This window comes from Mucilaginibacter sp., from assembly GCF_964263795.1.
Taxonomy (GTDB): Bacteria; Bacteroidota; Bacteroidia; order Sphingobacteriales; family Sphingobacteriaceae; genus Mucilaginibacter.
On sequence record NZ_CAXVWK010000113.1, the window covers coordinates 1 to 18,058 of the forward strand.

Genomic DNA, 18,058 nt, shown 5'->3' on the forward strand with positions numbered 1-18,058 from the left:
GTATCCGCTGTTTTCTCATCTAAAATAGAAGGTGAGGACATTGAATTAGACTCCTTTATCAAACACAAGCTATCAGGGGTTAAATTTTTACCGGATTATACGCAAAAGATAGACGACCTGTATGCAGCTTACCAGTTTGCGCAAGCATCAAAGCTAAATGAACAGGCTGTAAAGCAAAGCCATATTTTGTTAACTACCCATATTCTACAACAATCACAGCGTGGCGAAATCCGTAACGGAAACATGGTTGTAATTACTCCTGATGGCAGGATAGAGTATGTGGCTTGCGCACCCGGTGCGGTGAAAGATGAATTGGCCAAACTTTACTGTGATATTGAGTTGCTTTTAAGTGCCGACCTTGATGTAAAAGAGGTATTTTACTTCGCGTCGCTTATTCATTTGGTATTTGTGAAGATCCACCCATTTAATGATGGCAACGGGCGTAGCGCAAGGTTATTGGAGAAATGGTTCCTGGCGCAAAAACTCGGCGACAAGGCCTGGTTCCTGCAATCTGAAAAACTGTATTATAGTCAGCATAACACCTATTATCAAAATATCAGGCTGATGGGGTTGGAATATCCAGGCTTGGACTACGGTAAAGCTATGCCATTTTTAAAAATGCTGCCGAAGGCTTTGGACGAAGAAAATTAAAATTGCAAAGGACAAAAAAAAGCCCGGACATATGTCCGGGCTTTTTAAGCTTATGCTTAATAATTTTATTTGTGTGTAATACCTTCAGCTAAAACAGTAACCTTATTGTTTGAAGCTTCTACAACACCGCCCTGTATCATAAACACTTCGTCCTTACCGTTACCTTTAACAGTTAGCTTACCGTCGTTTAATGTAGAAATGATAGGGGCGTGATTGTTCAGGATCTCGAAAGAACCCAAAGCACCCGGCAGGGTTACCGAGGTAGCCTCGCCTTCAAATACCTTTTTATCGGGAGTAAGGATTTCTAATGTCATGGTTGTATAGTTTTAAGTAATGAGATTTGAGTGGTGAGTTAACTTTAAACTCACTACTCATCACTTTTAACTTCTTAATTATTTGCTTCTGCTAATAATTTTTTACCTTTTTCAATAGCGTCTTCAATGCTGCCTACCAGGTTAAACGCTGCTTCCGGGTATTCGTCAACTTCGCCATCCATGATCATGTTGAAACCTTTGATGGTATCTTTAATGTCAACCAATACACCTTTTAAACCGGTGAACTGCTCGGCCACAAAGAATGGCTGAGAAAGGAAACGCTGAACGCGGCGTGCGCGGCTTACTACTAATTTATCTTCTTCAGATAACTCGTCCATACCTAAAATGGCGATGATATCCTGTAACTCTTTGTAACGTTGTAAAGTTTCTTTAACACGCTGAGCGGTGTTGTAATGCTCATCGCCCAGGATAGCCGCACTCAGGATACGTGAAGTTGAATCCAAAGGATCCACAGCCGGGTAGATACCTAACTCGGCAATTTTACGTGAAAGCACGGTTGTAGCATCTAAGTGGGCAAATGTTGTTGCCGGTGCAGGGTCAGTTAAATCATCCGCAGGTACGTAAACGGCCTGTACAGATGTAATTGAACCACGTTTTGTTGATGTGATACGCTCTTGCATGGTACCCATCTCTGTTGCCAGGGTTGGTTGGTAACCTACTGCAGATGGCATACGGCCTAACAGCGCCGATACCTCAGAACCTGCTTGTGTAAAGCGGAAAATGTTATCGATAAAGAAAAGGATATCGCGGCCTTTACCTTCTTCATCACCATCGCGGAAATATTCTGCAAGGGTTAAACCAGATAGCGCTACACGTGCACGTGCACCGGGAGGCTCGTTCATCTGTCCGAACACAAAGGTTGCTTTAGATTCTTTCAATGCTTCCGGATCGATAACAGAAAGATCCCAGCCGCCTTCTTCCATAGAGTGCATAAATGCATCTCCGTATTTTATAATGCCCGATTCCAACATCTCGCGCAGTAAGTCGTTACCTTCACGGGTACGCTCACCTACACCTGCAAATACAGATAAACCTGCGTAAGCTTTAGCGATGTTGTTGATCAGTTCTTGAATTAATACTGTTTTACCTACACCGGCACCACCAAACAAACCAATTTTACCACCTTTTACATAAGGCTCTAAAAGGTCGATTACTTTAATACCTGTAAACAAGGCCTCAGTTTCGGTAGATAGATCTTCGAAACGCGGAGGGGTAGCATGGATAGGGCGACCGGATGATTTATCCAGGTTGGCAATACCGTCAATAGCGTCGCCAACAACGTTGAATACGCGTCCTTTAATACCTTCTCCAACCGGCATTTTAATAGCCGCTTCGGTATCTAAAACCTTCATTCCGCGCAGCAAACCGTCGGTCGAGTCCATGGCGATCGCGCGCACACGGTCTTCACCCAAATGTTGCTGAACTTCTAAAATAATTTTTTGTCCGTTATCTTTTGTGATCTCAAGCGCATCATAAATTTTAGGAAGATGTGCATCATCAGCGAAACTAACGTCAACTACCGGACCAATGATCCTTGATATTTTTCCAATGTTTGGCATATATAACCTGGTGTATTAAAGAATTTAAAATGAAACACATACCCTTATTAAAAAACGGTACTATTTCAGAGGCGCAAAGTTAAGGTTTATAACCAAATATTTAAACAGATATAGTAAGAAATTTCAATGTATTTTTTCAAATGCTTTTTATTATGTTTGATGCCCAATTATAAACGCGGTTTACATCAACCCAAAAAATAAATTAATGAAAAAAATTTTACTCCTCTTTATGTGGTTATTGCCTGCGGTTATTTATGCCCAGGGTTTTCAGGTTAACCTCAACGGCCAAAAACAAATTGGAATGGGCCATACAGGCGTTGGTTTAGTGCAGGATGGTGCGTCGGTTTCGTTTAACCCGGGTGCCGTAGCCATGCTGCCCGAAAACTATGTACAGGGTGGTATAAGCCCACTTTTTTTTAAGTCGGCATTTAACGCGGCAGGCAGTAACATTGTAACTTACAACAAAGATAAGGTGGCAACGCCTTTTAATGCCTACGCTGTTTGGGGCCCTAAGAACGCTGCCTGGAAATTAGGCTTAGGCGTTTACACACCGTTTGGCGGCTTAACCGACTGGGGTAACACTTGGGAGGGCCGGTACGTATTAGAAAGCCTTGACCTTAAAGCCATCTTTTTTCAGCCAACTATCAGCGTTAAGCTGGCAGATTTCCTAAGCATCGGCGGTGGTTTTATCTATAATTACGCCAGTGTTGATCTGCAACGCGGCATCCCATTGGTGAGTGCTACTAACGAGATTGGCAAAGCCCGGCTTAACGGTGCCGGCCACGGTTATGGTTGGAATGCAGGCATCTACATGAAGACAGAAGTGGGGATGACAGTTGGTATAACCTACCGGTCTGAAGTGAACACTAAAATAAAAGGCGGTGATGCGTTGTTCAGTGTGCCGGGCTCATTGCAGGCTAATTTTCCGAAGCCTAATACATTTAATGCCGGTATCCCATTGCCTTCGCAGGCATCAATAGGTTTTGGTTTTTACCCGTCTTCAAAATTAACCTTAGCGTTAGATGCCAATGTTGTTGGATGGCATTCTTACAAGGCACTTGCCTTTGATTATGCTAGTAATACACCAACTTTACAGGATACCTATTCGCCCCGTAATTACAAAGATGCATTTAGCCTGCGTGGCGGTGCGCAATATAAAGCTACCGATAACTTCGCTATCCGCGCGGGTGGCGGTTACACCAGCACTGCTGTTGCCGATGGTTACGTAACACCCGAGGTGCCGGATGCCAACCGTTACTACCTAACTGCCGGTTTGGGTTACCGTGTAGCTAAACATTTAAATATCGATCTTTCTTTTGAGTACGAGCATTTGGGCTCACGCTTCCAAACCAACATCGAGTCTAACTTATCGGGCACATTCAGAACAAATGTTTACATCCCCGGGATCGGAATTGCTTATCACTGGTAATCTTTATTAAATACATGAAAACGTTAAATACCTATTTTTATATAGCTGCATCCCTGTTTGTACTGGCAGGTTGCAAACCCGAAATTAAAACAGCCAACAAGGCAACTACAAATGCTGATTTTAGCCGGTACATAGCCGTTGGTAACTCGTTAACCGCAGGTTATGCCGATGGTGGTTTATACCTGGAAGGTCAGCAAAACTCTTATCCAAGTATTATTGCCAAACAAATGGCAGTGGTGGGCGGCGGCACGTTTACCCAGCCTTTATTTAATGCCGATCAGGCAAACGGGTCGGGTTATTTGCAATTAACCGGTTTTACGGCTACAGGCTCGCCGGTTACCCGTACCGTTACCGAGAATACAGCTATACGCGGCCAGGTTACCGTACCCGGCTTTGGCAACGTAACCCTATACACCAAGTACACCGGCGATATTAACAATTACGGAGTGCCCGGTATTAAATTACAGCAAATAACTTTTGCGCCATACGGTAACCTTAATGGTTATTTCGAGCGGATGTTGCCCGGTAACGCGCCAACTAATTCCACTACCTATTTAGACTTTGTGACCGCAAAGCCCTTTACCTTTTTTACCGATTGGCTGGGTAATAACGATGCCTTAGGCTACGCCACATCCGGCGGCGCAGGCGATGTGCTGACAGACAAAGGCACTTTTGCAGCCTTGTACAATGCGTCTATCGCTAAATTAACCGCCAACGGCCAGAAGGGTGCTGTAGCAACCATTCCGGATGTTACGTCTATCCCATATTTTAATACGGTTACAGTTGGTGCCGTATTGGCCGCCGTAAAAGCTGCGAACCCAACAGTTGCCAATTTGTATATCAGTGCCCGCACAACAGATGCCGATGGTACTGCAACTTATGCTGCGCGCCCTGCAACTGCTACCGATCTTATTGTCCTTACGTTCCCAACCAGCAAAATAGGCACCCCGGTTGCTACCCCTGCAGGTACGTTGCCGTATGGCTTAACACCGCTTACACCTATCGAGAACCAGTATGTATTGGATGTTAACGAAATTTCGCTAACCAAAAACTACGTGGTTAACTATAACAACACCATAAAATCTATCGCTGCAACCAAGGGACTGGCGGTGTTTGATGCTTACACGTTTTTAAATGGTGTTAAACAAAATGGTTTGGTGGTTGATGGTGTAAGCATAAGCTCCAGCTATATCAGCGGGGGCTTATTCTCTTTAGATGGTGTTCACTTAACCCCGCGCGGTTATGCAATTGTAGCCAACGAATTTATTAAGGCTATCAACAAAACCTACGGATCATCTATCCCAACGGTTAGTGTATCCGACTATAACGGGGTGAAATTCCCTGTTAAGTAGTTTGTGGTTTTGAGTAATCAGTTCTGGGTTTTAAATAGATTATTTAAAGCTCAGAACTTTTTTATTTTAAAATACTTTCACTACTCACTACTCACTACTCACTACTCACTACTCACTACTCATTACTCACCATACCACTCACTACTCAAACTCCAAAACTATCTTCCCCATATGGTCGCTGGTTTCCATCAGGGAGTGTGCCCGGGCTGCGTCTTCGGCTTTAAAGATTTTATAGATCACCGGCTTTATCCGTCCGGAGATCAGCAGCGGCCAAACATGAACTTCAAGTTTTCTCGCAATAGCGCTTTTGAAAGCCACATCGCGTGAGCGTAGCATCGAGCCGGTAATGTTTAAGCGTTTACGCATCACGGTAGATAAGTCGATCTGTACGTCTTTCCCTTTCATGGTGTTAATGAGCACCAGCCGGCCTTCATCGGCAAGGCATTGCAGGTTAGGCGTAGTGTAGTCGCCGCCTATCATATCTAATATTACATCTACACCCTTATTGCCGGTAACCTTTAAGATCTCCCGGCTAAAATCGGTTGTTTTATAGTTGATGGCTTTTGTGGCACCTAACCCTTCGCAAAAGCTGCATTTTTCATCGGTGCCGGCCGTGGTGTAAACGGTGCTGCCTAAAGCGGCCGCCATTTGTATGGCTGTTACACCAATGCCGCTGCTGCCGCCATGTACCAGCAAGCTTTCGCCCGGCTGCAAGTGGGCACGGTCAAATACATTGCTCCAAACGGTAAAGAAGGTTTCGGGGAGGGCTGCCGCCTCAGCAAACGACAAACAGTCCGGCACGGGCAGGCATTGTCCTTCGGGTACGTTGCAATATTCGGCATAGCCACCACCAATTACCAGCGCGCATACCTTATCGCCAATTTTCCATCGGGTAACATTCGCGCCCGTTTTGGCAACAATACCGGCAACTTCTAATCCGGGAATATCCTGCGGCGCGCCGGCAGGGGGAGGGTAGTTGCCTTTGCGTTGTGCCACATCCGGGCGGTTAACCCCGGCTGCTTTAACCTGCACTAATACCTCGTTTTCACTAAAGGCAGGTATCAGTCTCTCTGCAGGTTGTAAAACTTCGGGCCCGCCGGGTTGGGTAATGATGATGGCTTTCATACCAACTCAACATCGTTGACGGGTTATTGTTGATTAGCTTCAATCAAATCCCAAAGGTTGCCGTACAGATCTTTAAAAACCGCCACGGTGCCATACGGTTCTTTGACAGGCTGGCGGATAAATTTTACACCTTTATCCCGATAGGTTTGATAGTCGCGTTCAAAATCATTGGTATACAAAAACAGGAAAACCCGCCCGCCGGTTTGATCGCCTACGCGGCTTAACTGCCGGTCGTTTGCAGCACGGGCAAGTAACAGGCAAAAACCTGCCGATGCAGATGGTGACACCCGTACCCATCTTTTGGTTACACTGATGGTTGTGTCTTCTATCAAAGCAAAGCCAAGTTTATGGGTATAAAAGCTAATGGCTTCATCGTAATCTTTTACCAGTATCGTTATAAGCCCTATGCTATTTGTCATGATCTGTTTTTTATTTGTCATAAACCGTTACCGGCTAATTTATTGTTATTAAAGTGCTTTATTTGCATAAAAACACAAGCTATATGTCGATACAAACAGGCCAGCCGGCCCCACAGTTTACATTGAAATCAACCGATCTGAAAGATGTTTCTTTATCTGATTTTAAAGGAAAGAAAGTAGTGCTTCATTTTTTCCCCTTAGCCTTTACCGGCGTATGTACTACCCAGCTTTGCACCATGCGCGATAGCTTTGGTTATTACGATGGCTTAAACGCCCAGATCCTGGGCATATCGGTAGATTCGCCTTTTACCCTGGGTAAGTTTGAAGAAGAAAACAACTACCAGTTCCCTTTACTGTCTGATTTTAACAAAGATGCATCGGCAGCTTACGGCGCTTTGTATGCCGATTTTATGGGCATGAAGGGTGTATCTAAACGTGCGGCTTTCGTAATTGATGAAGATCAGAATGTGATATACGCGGAAGTACTGGAAAACGCCGGTGACCTGCCCGATTTTGATGCTATTGCAGAAAAAGTGAAGTAATTTCAGAAAAGTTTGCAGCAAATGGAAAAGAATTCTATTTTTGCAATCCGTTAAAAAAAGGACATATATCGGTTATCGGTACATGTTTTACTACCGGGAAAGGCACTTGTAGCTCAATTGGATAGAGCATCTCACTACGGATGAGAAGGTTTGGGGTTCGAATCCCTACAAGTGCACAACAACTTTAAGCCTTTCTGTATGCAACGGGAAGGCTTTTAACTTTAATAACAAAGGGATGCTTAACTTAGTACTGTTTGGTCCGCCCGGAGCAGGGAAGGGTACTCAATCACAAAATCTTATCGAAAAGTACGGTTTAATTCATCTTTCGACAGGTGACTTGTTGCGTAACGAAATAGCGAATGGTACCCAACTTGGCCTGGAAGCAAAAAAGCTGATGGACGATGGTAAACTGGTGCCTGATGAGGTGGTGATAGGGATGATCAGCAATAAGCTGGATGCCAACAAAGGTGCTAGGGGCTTTATTTTTGACGGTTTTCCGCGTACGGTGGCACAAGCCGAAGCGTTAGACCAGTTGCTGGCTTCTAAAGACTCAGAAATTTCTGGCATGATTGCGTTAGAGGTTACTGATGATGAGTTAGAGCAGCGCCTGTTATTACGCGGTAAAAGCTCTGGCAGGCCCGACGACGCTAATCCTGAAGTGATACGCAAACGTATTAAAGAATATAACGATAAAACCGCACCCGTTGCAGGTTTTTATCAAAACCATAACAAGTACACCAGCATAAATGGAATTGGTTCGATAGATGAGATCTTTGGGTCTATCAATTCTGTAGTTGCAGGGTATTAATCAGTCCGTCAGTCGGCGGGTCAATAAAGTCCGTAAGAAGGAAGTATTTAATTTCTTTACTTTCGGACTTTACTGACTTTCGGACTTTCCGTCTCCAAATAAAAAGCTATGTCTCAAGGTTCAAATTTTGTCGATTATGTAAAGATCTGCTGCCGCTCTGGTAAAGGCGGTGCGGGTTCGGCACATTTGCACCGTGATATCCTAACCTCTAAAGGCGGCCCGGATGGCGGCGATGGGGGCCGTGGCGGGCATGTAATTGTAAAAGGTAACGCCCAGTTGTGGACCTTGCTGCACCTTAAATTTCGCAAACATGTTATAGCCGGCGACGGCGACGCCGGGGGCAGTTCTTTAAGGTCTGGAAAAACCGGCCGTGATGAGATCCTGGAAGTGCCGCTGGGTACAATTGCCAAAGATGCCGAAACAGGAGAAGTGCTTTTCGAGATCAATACTGATGGCGAAACAAGGATTTTGACCAATGGCGGCCGTGGCGGCCTGGGCAACTGGCACTTTAAAACCGCTACCAAGCAAACGCCCCGTTTTGCACAGCCCGGCGAAGAAGGCCAGGAAGACTGGAATATACTGGAGCTGAAGATCCTTGCCGATGTTGGTTTGGTGGGCTTCCCAAATGCGGGTAAATCAACTTTGCTATCGGTAGTTTCTGCGGCCAAGCCGGAGATTGCCGACTACGCTTTTACCACGCTGGTGCCCAATCTGGGTATTGTAAGCTATCGCGACAACAAATCGTTTGTAATGGCGGATATTCCCGGTATTATCGAAGGGGCATCACAAGGCAAAGGATTAGGGATCCGTTTCCTGCGTCATATCGAACGTAACTCGGTATTGTTGTTTATGGTGCCTGCCGATACCACACGTACCATTGCCGAAGAATATAGCATTCTGTTAAAGGAACTGAACGAATACAACCCCGAATTAATGCACAAGCCCCGCGTGCTGGCCATTACCAAATCTGATATGCTGGACGAAGAGTTGCAGCAAGAGATGGTTAAAGAAGTGCCGGGAGATATCCCATATGTTTTTATCTCATCCGTAGCCCAGAAAAACATTACCCAACTTAAAGATCTGCTCTGGAAAGAGATCAACCGGTAACCTTATCAATCAGCTAAACAGCAAATATTCCCAAAAAGAGTGTTAGCCCACGTTTTTTACAAACAGTTGATCTTGAGTGATTTAAGCCTATTTTTAAGAAAAAGTGTAAACCTTTGTTAACCGTTGTACACTTTTTTTAAGCCCTTATGTCACCCTGAGCATGTCGAAGGGTAAGTGTGTTAAATGGTTCGACAGGCTTACCATGACAGTTGATCTTTGTCTCCCAAAGCTTGTCGAAGGGCAAGTGTAGTAAATGGTTCGGCAGGTTCACCATGACAGTTTATCTTTGTCACACTGAGCTTGTCGAAGGGCGAGCGTGTTAAATGGTTCGACAGGCTCACCATGACAGTTCATCTATGGCACCCTGAGCTTGTCGAAGGGCGAGCGTAGTAAATGGTTCGACAGGCTCAACCTGACATTTGTTAAGATCTGTCCTTGGTTTACACAGCACCAACATACCCCATCTAAATTTTCTGTAATTTCGCACCCTTAATTATCATATCATGAGGATTGCTATTAACGGCTTTGGCCGTATAGGGCGCATATTTTTACGAACTATATTATCCAAACCCGACATACAGGTAGTAGCTATAAATGATTTGGCGGATACCGTCACCATGGCCCACCTTTTTAAGTATGATTCGGTACACAGGGGCTTTAAAGGCACAGTAACCAGTGATGCCGCATCCTTAATTGTAAACGGGGCAACTATTCATACCTATCAGGAAAAAGATCCGGCTAAACTGCCCTGGCAGCAACTGGGCATCGATCTGGTTATCGAGTCTACCGGTAAGTTCATCACCCGCGAGGGAGCAACTAAACATCTAACGGCAGGTGCTAAACAGGTAGTCATATCTGCCCCTCCGGGCGATAAAGACATCCCAACTGTTGTGCTGGCTGTAAATGATGATGAGGTCGACCTTAGCTCGCCAATTTTGTCCAATGCGTCATGCACCACTAACAACGTGGCCGCAATGGTAAAGATACTGGATCAAAACTGGGGCATTACCGATGGCTACATCACGACCGTGCACTCTATGACCGGCGACCAAAACCTGCATGATGCGCCACATAAAGATTTAAGACGCGCAAGGGCAGCATCGGCATCCATTATCCCCACAACAACGGGTGCGGCAAAGGCTATTACGGCTATATTCCCTCATTTGGAAGGCCATTTAGGTGGGGCAGGAATACGCGTACCTGTACTGAACGGCTCCCTCACCGATTTTACCTGCAGCCTCAAAATGCTGCCCACCGTAGCCGAGATCAATGCCGCCTTCAAGCAAGCTGCCGATGGGCCAATGCAAAATGTACTGGAGTACACCAACGATCCCATTGTATCTACAGATATATTGGACAACCCGCACAGTTGTATTTTTGATGCGCAGCTTACGTCGATAGTGGGGGGGTTAGTTAAAGTAGTTGGCTGGTATGATAATGAAATGGGTTACAGCAGCCGACTTGCAGACCTGGTAGAAAAAATAAGTAAGCTTAAATCATGATAAAGTTTATTACAGCCTATGATGTGCTGCCCATTCGTAATGAGGTGTTACGCGATGGCCGCTTAACCCCGGATGAGTGCCGGTTTGCAGGCGATGATGCCGAAACCGCGTTCCATTTGGGTTACTACGTTGGTGAAGAATTGGTGTGCATAGCGTCGTTTCACCCGCAAGCCTATGGTGATTTTAAAGGCAAGGCCTACCAGCTGCGCGGTATGGCCACTACAGAACCTTATCGTGGCAAAGGATATGGCAACATGCTGGTAAACTTTGCAATTACCTATATGCGCGGGCAAAAGGTAAATTACGTTTGGTGCAACGCCCGTAAAAAGGCTGCGGCATTTTATTTAAGCCTGGGTTTCGAGATCATCTCGCCAGAGTTTAAGGTGCACGGCATTGGTCCGCACTATGTAATGTATGTTAAAATACAGTGAAGTTTAGAGCGCTATCAAACACCTTTTTAACTTTTACGTTGCCTATTAGAATAAATTTGTTCAATTTGCCCCCGATCAAAACCCATACATACTCATATGAAAACAATAGATCAGATCAGTTTTAACGGTAAAAGAGCACTTGTCCGTGTGGACTTCAATGTCCCCCTGGATGATGACTTTAACATTACCGACGATAACCGGATGACCGCGGCTTTGCCAACCATTAAGAAGATACTTAAAGATGGTGGCGCCGTAATATTAATGTCGCACCTGGGCCGCCCTAAAGATGGCCCTACAGATAAATACTCTTTAAAACATGTTGTTAAACACCTGTCGGACCTGTTAGGCCAGCAGGTAGATTTTGCTGATGACTGCATTGGCGCGCAAGCCGTTGAAAAAGCAAAAGCTTTAGATAAGGGCGAAGTGTTGTTGTTAGAGAACCTTCGTTTTTATAAAGAAGAAGAAAAGGGTGATAAAGACTTTGCAGAGAAGCTTTCGAAGTTAGGCGATATCTATGTGAACGATGCCTTTGGCACTGCTCACCGTGCCCACGCCTCTACTGCGGTTATCGCACAGTTTTTCCCGGATGCAAAATTCTTTGGCTACCTGATGGCTGCCGAATTAACTAATGCCGAGAAGATCCTGAATGATGCGCCAAAACCATTTACCGCTATCATGGGCGGCTCTAAAGTGTCGGACAAGATCGAACTGATCGAAAAATTGTTAGATAAAGTAGATAACCTGATCATTGGTGGTGGTATGGCTTATACCTTCGCCAAAGCAGATGGTGGCAACATTGGTACTTCACTGGTTGAAGCTGATAAACTGGAACTGGCTTTAAGCCTGGTTAAAAAAGCCAAAGAGAAAGGCGTTAACCTGTTGCTACCTGTCGACAATGTAATTGCTGATAAATTTGCTCCTGACGCCAATACTGACGTTGCGAAAACAGGCCAGATACCCGATAACTGGATGGGACTGGACATTGGCCCGGAAACAGTGAAGATCTTTAGCAAAGTGGTAGAAGAATCAAAAACCATCCTTTGGAACGGCCCGATGGGAGTGTTCGAAATGGAGAAATTCCTGGTAGGCACCAAGGCTATTGCCGAGGCAGTAGCCAGGGCAACCGATAACGGTGCTTTCTCCTTGATCGGTGGCGGCGATTCTGCTGCTGCAGTAGCCAAGTTTGATATGACTGACGACGTTAGCTATGTATCAACCGGCGGCGGCGCGTTGCTGGAATATATGGAAGGTAAAGAGTTGCCGGGTGTAAAAGCCATCAACGAGTAAGCCTCGTTGTAACATATTTATGAAAGCCTCCCGATTTATTCGGGGGGCTTTTTGTTTTATTTGTATTTTTAAAGCATCAATCCCCATTTCATGAAAAGATCTCTCCTTATCGCCTTTTGTTTTATCTTCTCGGCAATCGCTACACAAGCACAGCAACCGGGTGGTGCCGATGCGGCCTACGTAAAAGACAATTACACCAAGTTTGAATACCAGATACCCATGCGCGATGGCAAAAAGCTGTTCACATCGGTGTATGTACCTAAAGATCAAACTAAAAAATACCCCTTTATGATGGATCGTACCTGCTACAGCGTAGCGCCGTATGGTGTAGATAAATACAAAGGCAGCCTTGGCCCGTCGCCGCAGTTTTTGCATGACGGTTACATATTTGTTTACCAGGATGTTCGCGGCCGCTGGATGAGCGAAGGCATCTACGAAGAAATGACCCCCGAGCTGGAAGTGCACAAAACCAATAAGGATGTAGATGAGGGGACGGATACTTATGATACGATCGACTGGCTGTTAAAAAACGTAGCCAATAACAATGGCAAGGTAGGGGTATGGGGTATTTCTTATCCGGGTTTTTACACTACTACTGCGTTATTAAGCCGCCACCCCGCTTTGGTAGCCGCGTCGCCGCAGGCACCTATTGCCGATCTGTATCGTGATGACGCTTTCCACAACGGCGCGTTTATGCTGGTAGCCAACTTTGGGTTTTACCCGGGCTTCACTAATCGCCAGGACGATAAGCCAACACAGCGCCGCGCCAAAGGCTTTAATATGGGTACGGATGATGGTTACCGGTTCTTTTTAGATATGGGCAGCATGCGCAATTCCAATGTTAAATATTACAAAGATACCATTCGCTTGTGGAACGAGATGATGGATCACCCTGACTACGACCAGCATTGGAAGGACCGTAATGTGTTGACCCACCTGCATGATATTAAAACAGCTACCCTGGTTACCGGCGGCTGGTATGATGCCGAGGACTTGTACGGTGCGATAAATACCTACAAAGTTTTAGCGCAAAAAAATCCAACTACTCCCGTTTACTTTGCCATGGGCCCGTGGGTGCATGGCGGCTGGGCACGTGGTGCCGGCGATCATTTAGGCGATGTTAACTTTGGTGGCCCAACCGGCCCTTTTTACCGGGAGAAGATTGAATTTGCATTTTTTAGCCATTACCTGAAAGGTACACCACTTGATATGCCGAAGGTATCTACGTTTGAAACCGGCGTCAATCAATGGAAAACTTATAAAACCTGGCCGCCGGCAGAGGCTGGCGAAAAGAACCTTTACTTTTTGCCGGGTGGTAAGCTATCGTTCACCGCGCCTGCTGCCGGAAAAGATGATTATAAGGAATTTGTATCCGACCCGATGAACCCGGTACCTTTCTGGGATGGCAAAACGGACGATATGCAGCGCGAATACATGACCGCCGACCAGCGCTTTGCCGAAAAACGGCCTGATGTGTTAACTTATCAAACCGATGTGCTGGACAAGGATGTAACCATTGCCGGTAACATTTGGGCTAACTTAAAAGTAAGCACTACAGGTACCGATGCCGACTGGATTGTGAAAGTGATAGACGTTTACCCGGATAGCACCAGCGCTAATAAATTTACCGGCAAGGAGATTAAAATGGGCGGCTATGAGCAAATGGTACGCAGCGAAGCTATGCGCGGTAAGTATCGCAACAGCTTTGAAAAACCCGAGCCTTTTGTGCCAGGCAAAGTAACCCCGGTTAGTTTTGAGTTGCAGGATGTACTGCACACTTTTAAGAAGGGCCACCGCCTAATGGTACAGGTGCAAAGCACCTGGTTCCCGCTTATTGACAGGAACACCCAGCAGTTTCAGGATATTATGAAAGCAAAAGACACCGACTTTAAGAAAGCCACACACCGGGTGTATAGCTCAAAACTACACCCAAGCTTTTTAAAGATGAGGGTGATGTAATTAAAAGAGGCGCGATGTATCGCGCCTCTTTTTATTTGTTCCATTATTATTAGGTGCTAATACTTTCCACTAATCCAGCTGCAGCTTCCTCTTGTAGCTATACCTAATGATTTTAATGTTTACCATATTAATTGTGCAGGGTACCCGTAAAATTGCAGTGCAGTATGCCAAGCGTTCAACTATTTAACTTCAGGTTATCGATAAGAATGTTATTTTTACCATTCTAAACCTTATTATGAAGAAATTTTTACTTGCAGTAGCAGTGTTTGCTACTTTCATCTTAAACGCAAGCGCGCAGTCAGAAAACTTCCGGGCCTTTAAAGTCGATATTAGTCTGGGTTATGCATCGCCCGCAAATTCAACAAATTCATCAAGTGGTGGCGTATCGTTCAGCCTGCATCCGCATTACCGTTTAACAGATCAGTTTGCAGTAGGTATCCGTGCGGAAGCAGCGTTGCTGGCCTATCAAAACGGTGATGAATTCGATAACTTTTCCAGTATAGCTTCACTTAACTCTTACAGTTTAACTGCCGAATATTATTTGATGGATGGCGGTTTCCGCCCGTTCATTGGCGCCGGCGGCGGTATCTTTACCCAGTCGGCAATACAGGTGGTCGATGCAAATGGTGACACCAATGTTAGCGGCACCCTGCTCGAATCGAAGTTTGGTGCGTTCCCAGAGGTGGGGTTCGAAGTGGGGCACTTCCGCGTATCCGGCGACTATAACTTTTTACCAAACAAAGCCGGATATTTAGGTGTAAAGATGGGCTTTTTCTTTGGAGGCGGCCGTAAAGATTCCGGCTCATCGCGCGGCGGCAACCGCAAAGGCCGCGGCGGCAAATATTTGAACTGGGAGGGATAACAAACCCCTGTTAGCGGTGTTTATCACTTATGCAGTCTCTTATTAGTATCGCCATTACGGGTATTCAGCACGTTGGCATCCCGGTAACCGATATCCAAACCTCGCAAGCGTTTTATAACCGTCTTGGTTTTATCAACGTAATGCAGGCTAGCTTTGGTGCTGCAGATGCCCGCGGTACTTGTATTATGATGCAGCGGGATACTATTGTTATTGAACTTTATCAACTGCCAGAACCTGAGCTGCAAGAGATCGGCAGACGGGATAACGGCCACATCGATCACATTGCCTTTAACGTGCCGGATATAGATGCGGCGTACGCAGCCATTAGCAGCGCCGGTTTAAATATAATTGAGCCTGAACCTGTTTTTTTACAGTTTTGGGAAAGGGGTTGCAAGTATTTCAATATTACCGGCCCCGACGGCGAACGTTTGGAATTCAACCAGCGACTTTAAAAAACGCAATTAATCTGATTGTAGCGTATTTGATGGATGCGCCGTAATGTTACTAAATACATTACGCTGATGTTAAAAAACCTCCTCATCCTGTTACTCTTATTGCTTGGCTTAAGCGCATGCAATAAAAACAGTACGCAAGGCTGTACAATGGCCTGTACTGCACAATACGTTTATAATTACTATGGCATTATACTAACCGACAGTAAGAACCCGGACGCCAAATTTATCAATATCAGCGTTATAAACCAGCGGACCAATAAGCCGGTTGTTTTACCGCTTTACCCACCTAATATAGATTTTGTTGCAGGGTTTTTGCTCATTGCGGCAAATGACAATAAAGGAGAATTTTCTACCGGTGGCGACAACATCCGCATAACGGCTACTAACGCTGTTACTAATCAAACCAAAAGCGCTGTTATTAGGATTTCGGGTGGGTGTAATTGTAGTGTTGCTAAAATTTCAGGCCCGGATAAGCTGGAGTTTTAACGGCGTGCCAATGGGCAATTATTAAATCCAATTTGTCGTTTAGTTGTTAAAACGTATTATTACGCAGTAAACTTCCGAACATGAACATTAAGCAGGGATTATTGATAGGCTGTATGGCCTTTGCCGGCACGATTGCAAAAGCACAGACTAAACTTTATCATGAGCCTTACCGCCTGCAGGCACATTTTTCGCCACAAGCTAAATGGATGAACGACCCTAACGGGATGGTTTACTACAAAGGCACTTATCACCTGTTTTTTCAGCACTATCCTAAAGGTACCGTTTGGGGGCCGATGCACTGGGGGCATGCCGTTAGTAAGGATATGATCCATTGGAAACAAATGCCTATAGCGCTATATCCCGATAAACTGGGCTATATATTTAGCGGCAGCGTGGTGGTTGATGAAAAGAACACATCCGGCCTGGGCACAAAAGATAACCCGGCTATGGTAGCCATATTTACCCATCACGACCCAAAAGGCGAAAAGCTTGGCGCTATCAATTATCAAAATCAAAGCCTTGCCTATAGTCTGGACCAGGGTAAAACCTGGTTAAAATATAAAGGCAACCCGGTGCTTAAAAACCCGGGAATAAAAGACTTTCGCGATCCTAAAGTGTTTTGGTATGCTCCTGGCAAAAAGTGGATCATGAGCCTGGCAGTTTTAGATCATATTACCTTCTATTCGTCGCCGGATTTAAAAACATGGACAAAACAAAGCGATTTTGGACAAACGCTGGGTGCGCATGGCGGTGTTTGGGAATGCCCGGATTTAATACCTTTAAAGTTGGGCGGCAAAGATTATTGGGCGCTGTTGGTGAGCATTAATCCGGGTGGAACTAACGGTGGTTCGGCAACACAATACTTTGTTGGCGAATTTGATGGCAGTAACTTTAAACCGGTAAGCACCAAAACTAAGTGGATTGATTACGGGCCGGATAACTACGCAGGTGTAACCTGGGGCAACACGGGTAACAGAAAAGTATTTTTAGGTTGGATGAGTAACTGGCTGTACGCCAATGAAGTGCCAACCGTTAAGTGGCGAAATGCTATGACCATTCCGCGCGAACTGTCTTTAGAAGAGGTTGGAGACGATATCTACCTGGCATCTAACCCGGTTAAGGAATTGAAAAATATTTCGGCAAAGACAATCAAGCTGGATGAAAAGCAGCTGGCGGGCAGCAATAATATTTTTTCAGTTATCAAGCAGAATTTAACCCAATACAAGCTTAAGTTCCGCACAGATAATTTGACGGGCTATGCCGTTACGCTCGCTAACGAAAGCGGCGAAAAGCTGATCCTGGGCTTTGATAAAGAGAACAACCGATATTACCTAAACCGTACCAATGCCGGCCGAAACGATTTTAGCAAGGTATTCACCGGGGTGGCCTACGCCCCACGGGTTGATATTACACCAGCTTCCGACGTAGAATTGATTGTAGATGCCTCATCTATAGAAATGTTTGCCGATGGCGGCTTAAGCAACCTTACCGGTGTGTTTTTTCCTAAAAAGCCTTTTACCCGTTTAAGCGTTAGTACTAACGGGATGGAATTAAAGGATGTGGAGATAACACCGCTGAAATCGATCTGGTAAAGGCTGGGTGAACTTAATTTTACTCAAGCACTGTTGTGTTGTGATAAACAAATACGCGGTCGTCAAAAATCAGTTTCAGCGCGTTTGCGAGCACGGCGGTTACTACTTTTTTCCCTGCTTAACCATGTCTTTTAAGGTAAGCGAATGGTTAGCGGGA

The 18,058-nt window shown here is 45.3% G+C and carries 18 protein-coding genes and 1 tRNA gene; 15 read left to right on the plus strand and 4 right to left on the minus strand.

Features of this window, described 5'->3' with window-relative positions; all coding sequences use genetic code 11:
- A partial coding sequence (locus ACE5CV_RS17970; protein ID WP_374951579.1) for a Fic family protein occupies positions 1 to 651 on the plus strand: 651 nt, incomplete at its 5' end.
- Positions 652 to 716: 65 nt separating this feature from the next.
- Here the strand turns inward: ACE5CV_RS17970 and atpC are convergent.
- Both atpC and atpD read right to left on the minus strand, forming a co-directional pair.
- Positions 717 to 965: an ATP synthase F1 subunit epsilon gene (atpC, locus tag ACE5CV_RS17975; RefSeq protein ID WP_374951580.1), complete on the minus strand. Its 249-nt coding sequence runs from the start codon at positions 963 to 965 to the stop codon at positions 717 to 719.
- A gap of 74 nt (positions 966 to 1,039) precedes the next feature.
- A complete protein-coding gene (atpD, locus tag ACE5CV_RS17980; protein WP_374951581.1) occupies positions 1,040 to 2,545 on the minus strand; it encodes a F0F1 ATP synthase subunit beta in 1,506 nt (501 codons plus the stop codon).
- 205 nt (positions 2,546 to 2,750) lie between these two features.
- Here atpD and ACE5CV_RS17985 point away from each other — a divergent pair, with 205 nt between their 5' ends.
- Together ACE5CV_RS17985 and ACE5CV_RS17990 are read left to right on the plus strand one after the other, a co-directional pair.
- Positions 2,751 to 3,974 carry an OmpP1/FadL family transporter gene (locus tag ACE5CV_RS17985; RefSeq protein ID WP_374951582.1) on the plus strand — a complete coding sequence of 408 codons (1,224 nt, stop codon included), beginning with the start codon at positions 2,751 to 2,753 and terminating at the stop codon, positions 3,972 to 3,974.
- A gap of 14 nt (positions 3,975 to 3,988) precedes the next feature.
- Positions 3,989 to 5,326 carry an SGNH/GDSL hydrolase family protein gene (locus ACE5CV_RS17990; RefSeq protein ID WP_374951583.1) on the plus strand — a complete coding sequence of 446 codons (1,338 nt, stop codon included), beginning with the start codon at positions 3,989 to 3,991 and terminating at the stop codon, positions 5,324 to 5,326.
- 141 nt (positions 5,327 to 5,467) lie between these two features.
- On the opposite strand, the gene ACE5CV_RS17995 is transcribed toward ACE5CV_RS17990, so the two are convergent.
- Both ACE5CV_RS17995 and ACE5CV_RS18000 read right to left on the minus strand, forming a co-directional pair.
- Complete coding sequence (locus ACE5CV_RS17995; RefSeq protein ID WP_374951584.1) at positions 5,468 to 6,451, minus strand: NAD(P)H-quinone oxidoreductase; 984 nt, start codon at positions 6,449 to 6,451, stop codon at positions 5,468 to 5,470.
- 23 nt (positions 6,452 to 6,474) lie between these two features.
- Positions 6,475 to 6,870: a VOC family protein gene (locus ACE5CV_RS18000; RefSeq protein WP_374951585.1), complete on the minus strand. Its 396-nt coding sequence runs from the start codon at positions 6,868 to 6,870 to the stop codon at positions 6,475 to 6,477.
- 83 nt (positions 6,871 to 6,953) lie between these two features.
- Between ACE5CV_RS18000 and ACE5CV_RS18005 the strand changes: the two genes are divergently transcribed.
- The 12 genes from ACE5CV_RS18005 (at position 6,954) to ACE5CV_RS18060 (ending at position 17,901) form a co-directional block, all read left to right on the plus strand.
- Positions 6,954 to 7,412, plus strand: a complete 459-nt coding sequence (locus ACE5CV_RS18005; RefSeq protein WP_374951586.1) for a redoxin domain-containing protein — start codon at positions 6,954 to 6,956, stop codon at positions 7,410 to 7,412.
- Positions 7,413 to 7,514: 102 nt separating this feature from the next.
- Positions 7,515 to 7,588 (plus strand) — tRNA-Arg (locus tag ACE5CV_RS18010).
- 59 nt (positions 7,589 to 7,647) lie between these two features.
- Entirely contained in the window at positions 7,648 to 8,220 is a 573-nt protein-coding gene (locus ACE5CV_RS18015) for an adenylate kinase (RefSeq protein ID WP_374951587.1), read from the plus strand.
- 108 nt (positions 8,221 to 8,328) lie between these two features.
- Entirely contained in the window at positions 8,329 to 9,327 is a 999-nt protein-coding gene (obgE, locus tag ACE5CV_RS18020) for a GTPase ObgE (protein ID WP_374951588.1), read from the plus strand.
- Between the two features lie 503 nt (positions 9,328 to 9,830).
- A complete protein-coding gene (gap, locus tag ACE5CV_RS18025; protein ID WP_374951589.1) occupies positions 9,831 to 10,829 on the plus strand; it encodes a type I glyceraldehyde-3-phosphate dehydrogenase in 999 nt (332 codons plus the stop codon).
- A complete protein-coding gene (locus tag ACE5CV_RS18030; protein ID WP_374951590.1) occupies positions 10,826 to 11,260 on the plus strand; it encodes a GNAT family N-acetyltransferase in 435 nt (144 codons plus the stop codon). The genes gap and ACE5CV_RS18030 overlap by 4 nt, the downstream gene beginning before the upstream one ends.
- 96 nt (positions 11,261 to 11,356) lie before the next feature.
- Complete coding sequence (locus ACE5CV_RS18035) at positions 11,357 to 12,547, plus strand: phosphoglycerate kinase (RefSeq protein ID WP_374951591.1); 1,191 nt, start codon at positions 11,357 to 11,359, stop codon at positions 12,545 to 12,547.
- 90 nt (positions 12,548 to 12,637) lie between these two features.
- A complete protein-coding gene (locus ACE5CV_RS18040; RefSeq protein ID WP_374951592.1) occupies positions 12,638 to 14,506 on the plus strand; it encodes a CocE/NonD family hydrolase in 1,869 nt (622 codons plus the stop codon).
- Between the two features lie 235 nt (positions 14,507 to 14,741).
- On the plus strand, positions 14,742 to 15,368 hold the full coding sequence (locus tag ACE5CV_RS18045) for an outer membrane beta-barrel protein (RefSeq protein ID WP_374951593.1): 627 nt from the start codon (positions 14,742 to 14,744) through the stop codon (positions 15,366 to 15,368).
- A 29-nt stretch (positions 15,369 to 15,397) separates the two neighbouring features.
- On the plus strand, positions 15,398 to 15,820 hold the full coding sequence (locus ACE5CV_RS18050) for a VOC family protein (RefSeq protein ID WP_374951594.1): 423 nt from the start codon (positions 15,398 to 15,400) through the stop codon (positions 15,818 to 15,820).
- A gap of 69 nt (positions 15,821 to 15,889) precedes the next feature.
- Positions 15,890 to 16,309, plus strand: a complete 420-nt coding sequence (locus tag ACE5CV_RS18055; RefSeq protein WP_374951595.1) for a hypothetical protein — start codon at positions 15,890 to 15,892, stop codon at positions 16,307 to 16,309.
- 80 nt (positions 16,310 to 16,389) lie between these two features.
- Positions 16,390 to 17,901: a glycoside hydrolase family 32 protein gene (locus ACE5CV_RS18060; protein ID WP_374951596.1), complete on the plus strand. Its 1,512-nt coding sequence runs from the start codon at positions 16,390 to 16,392 to the stop codon at positions 17,899 to 17,901.
- The last annotated feature ends 157 nt before the right edge of the window (positions 17,902 to 18,058 follow it).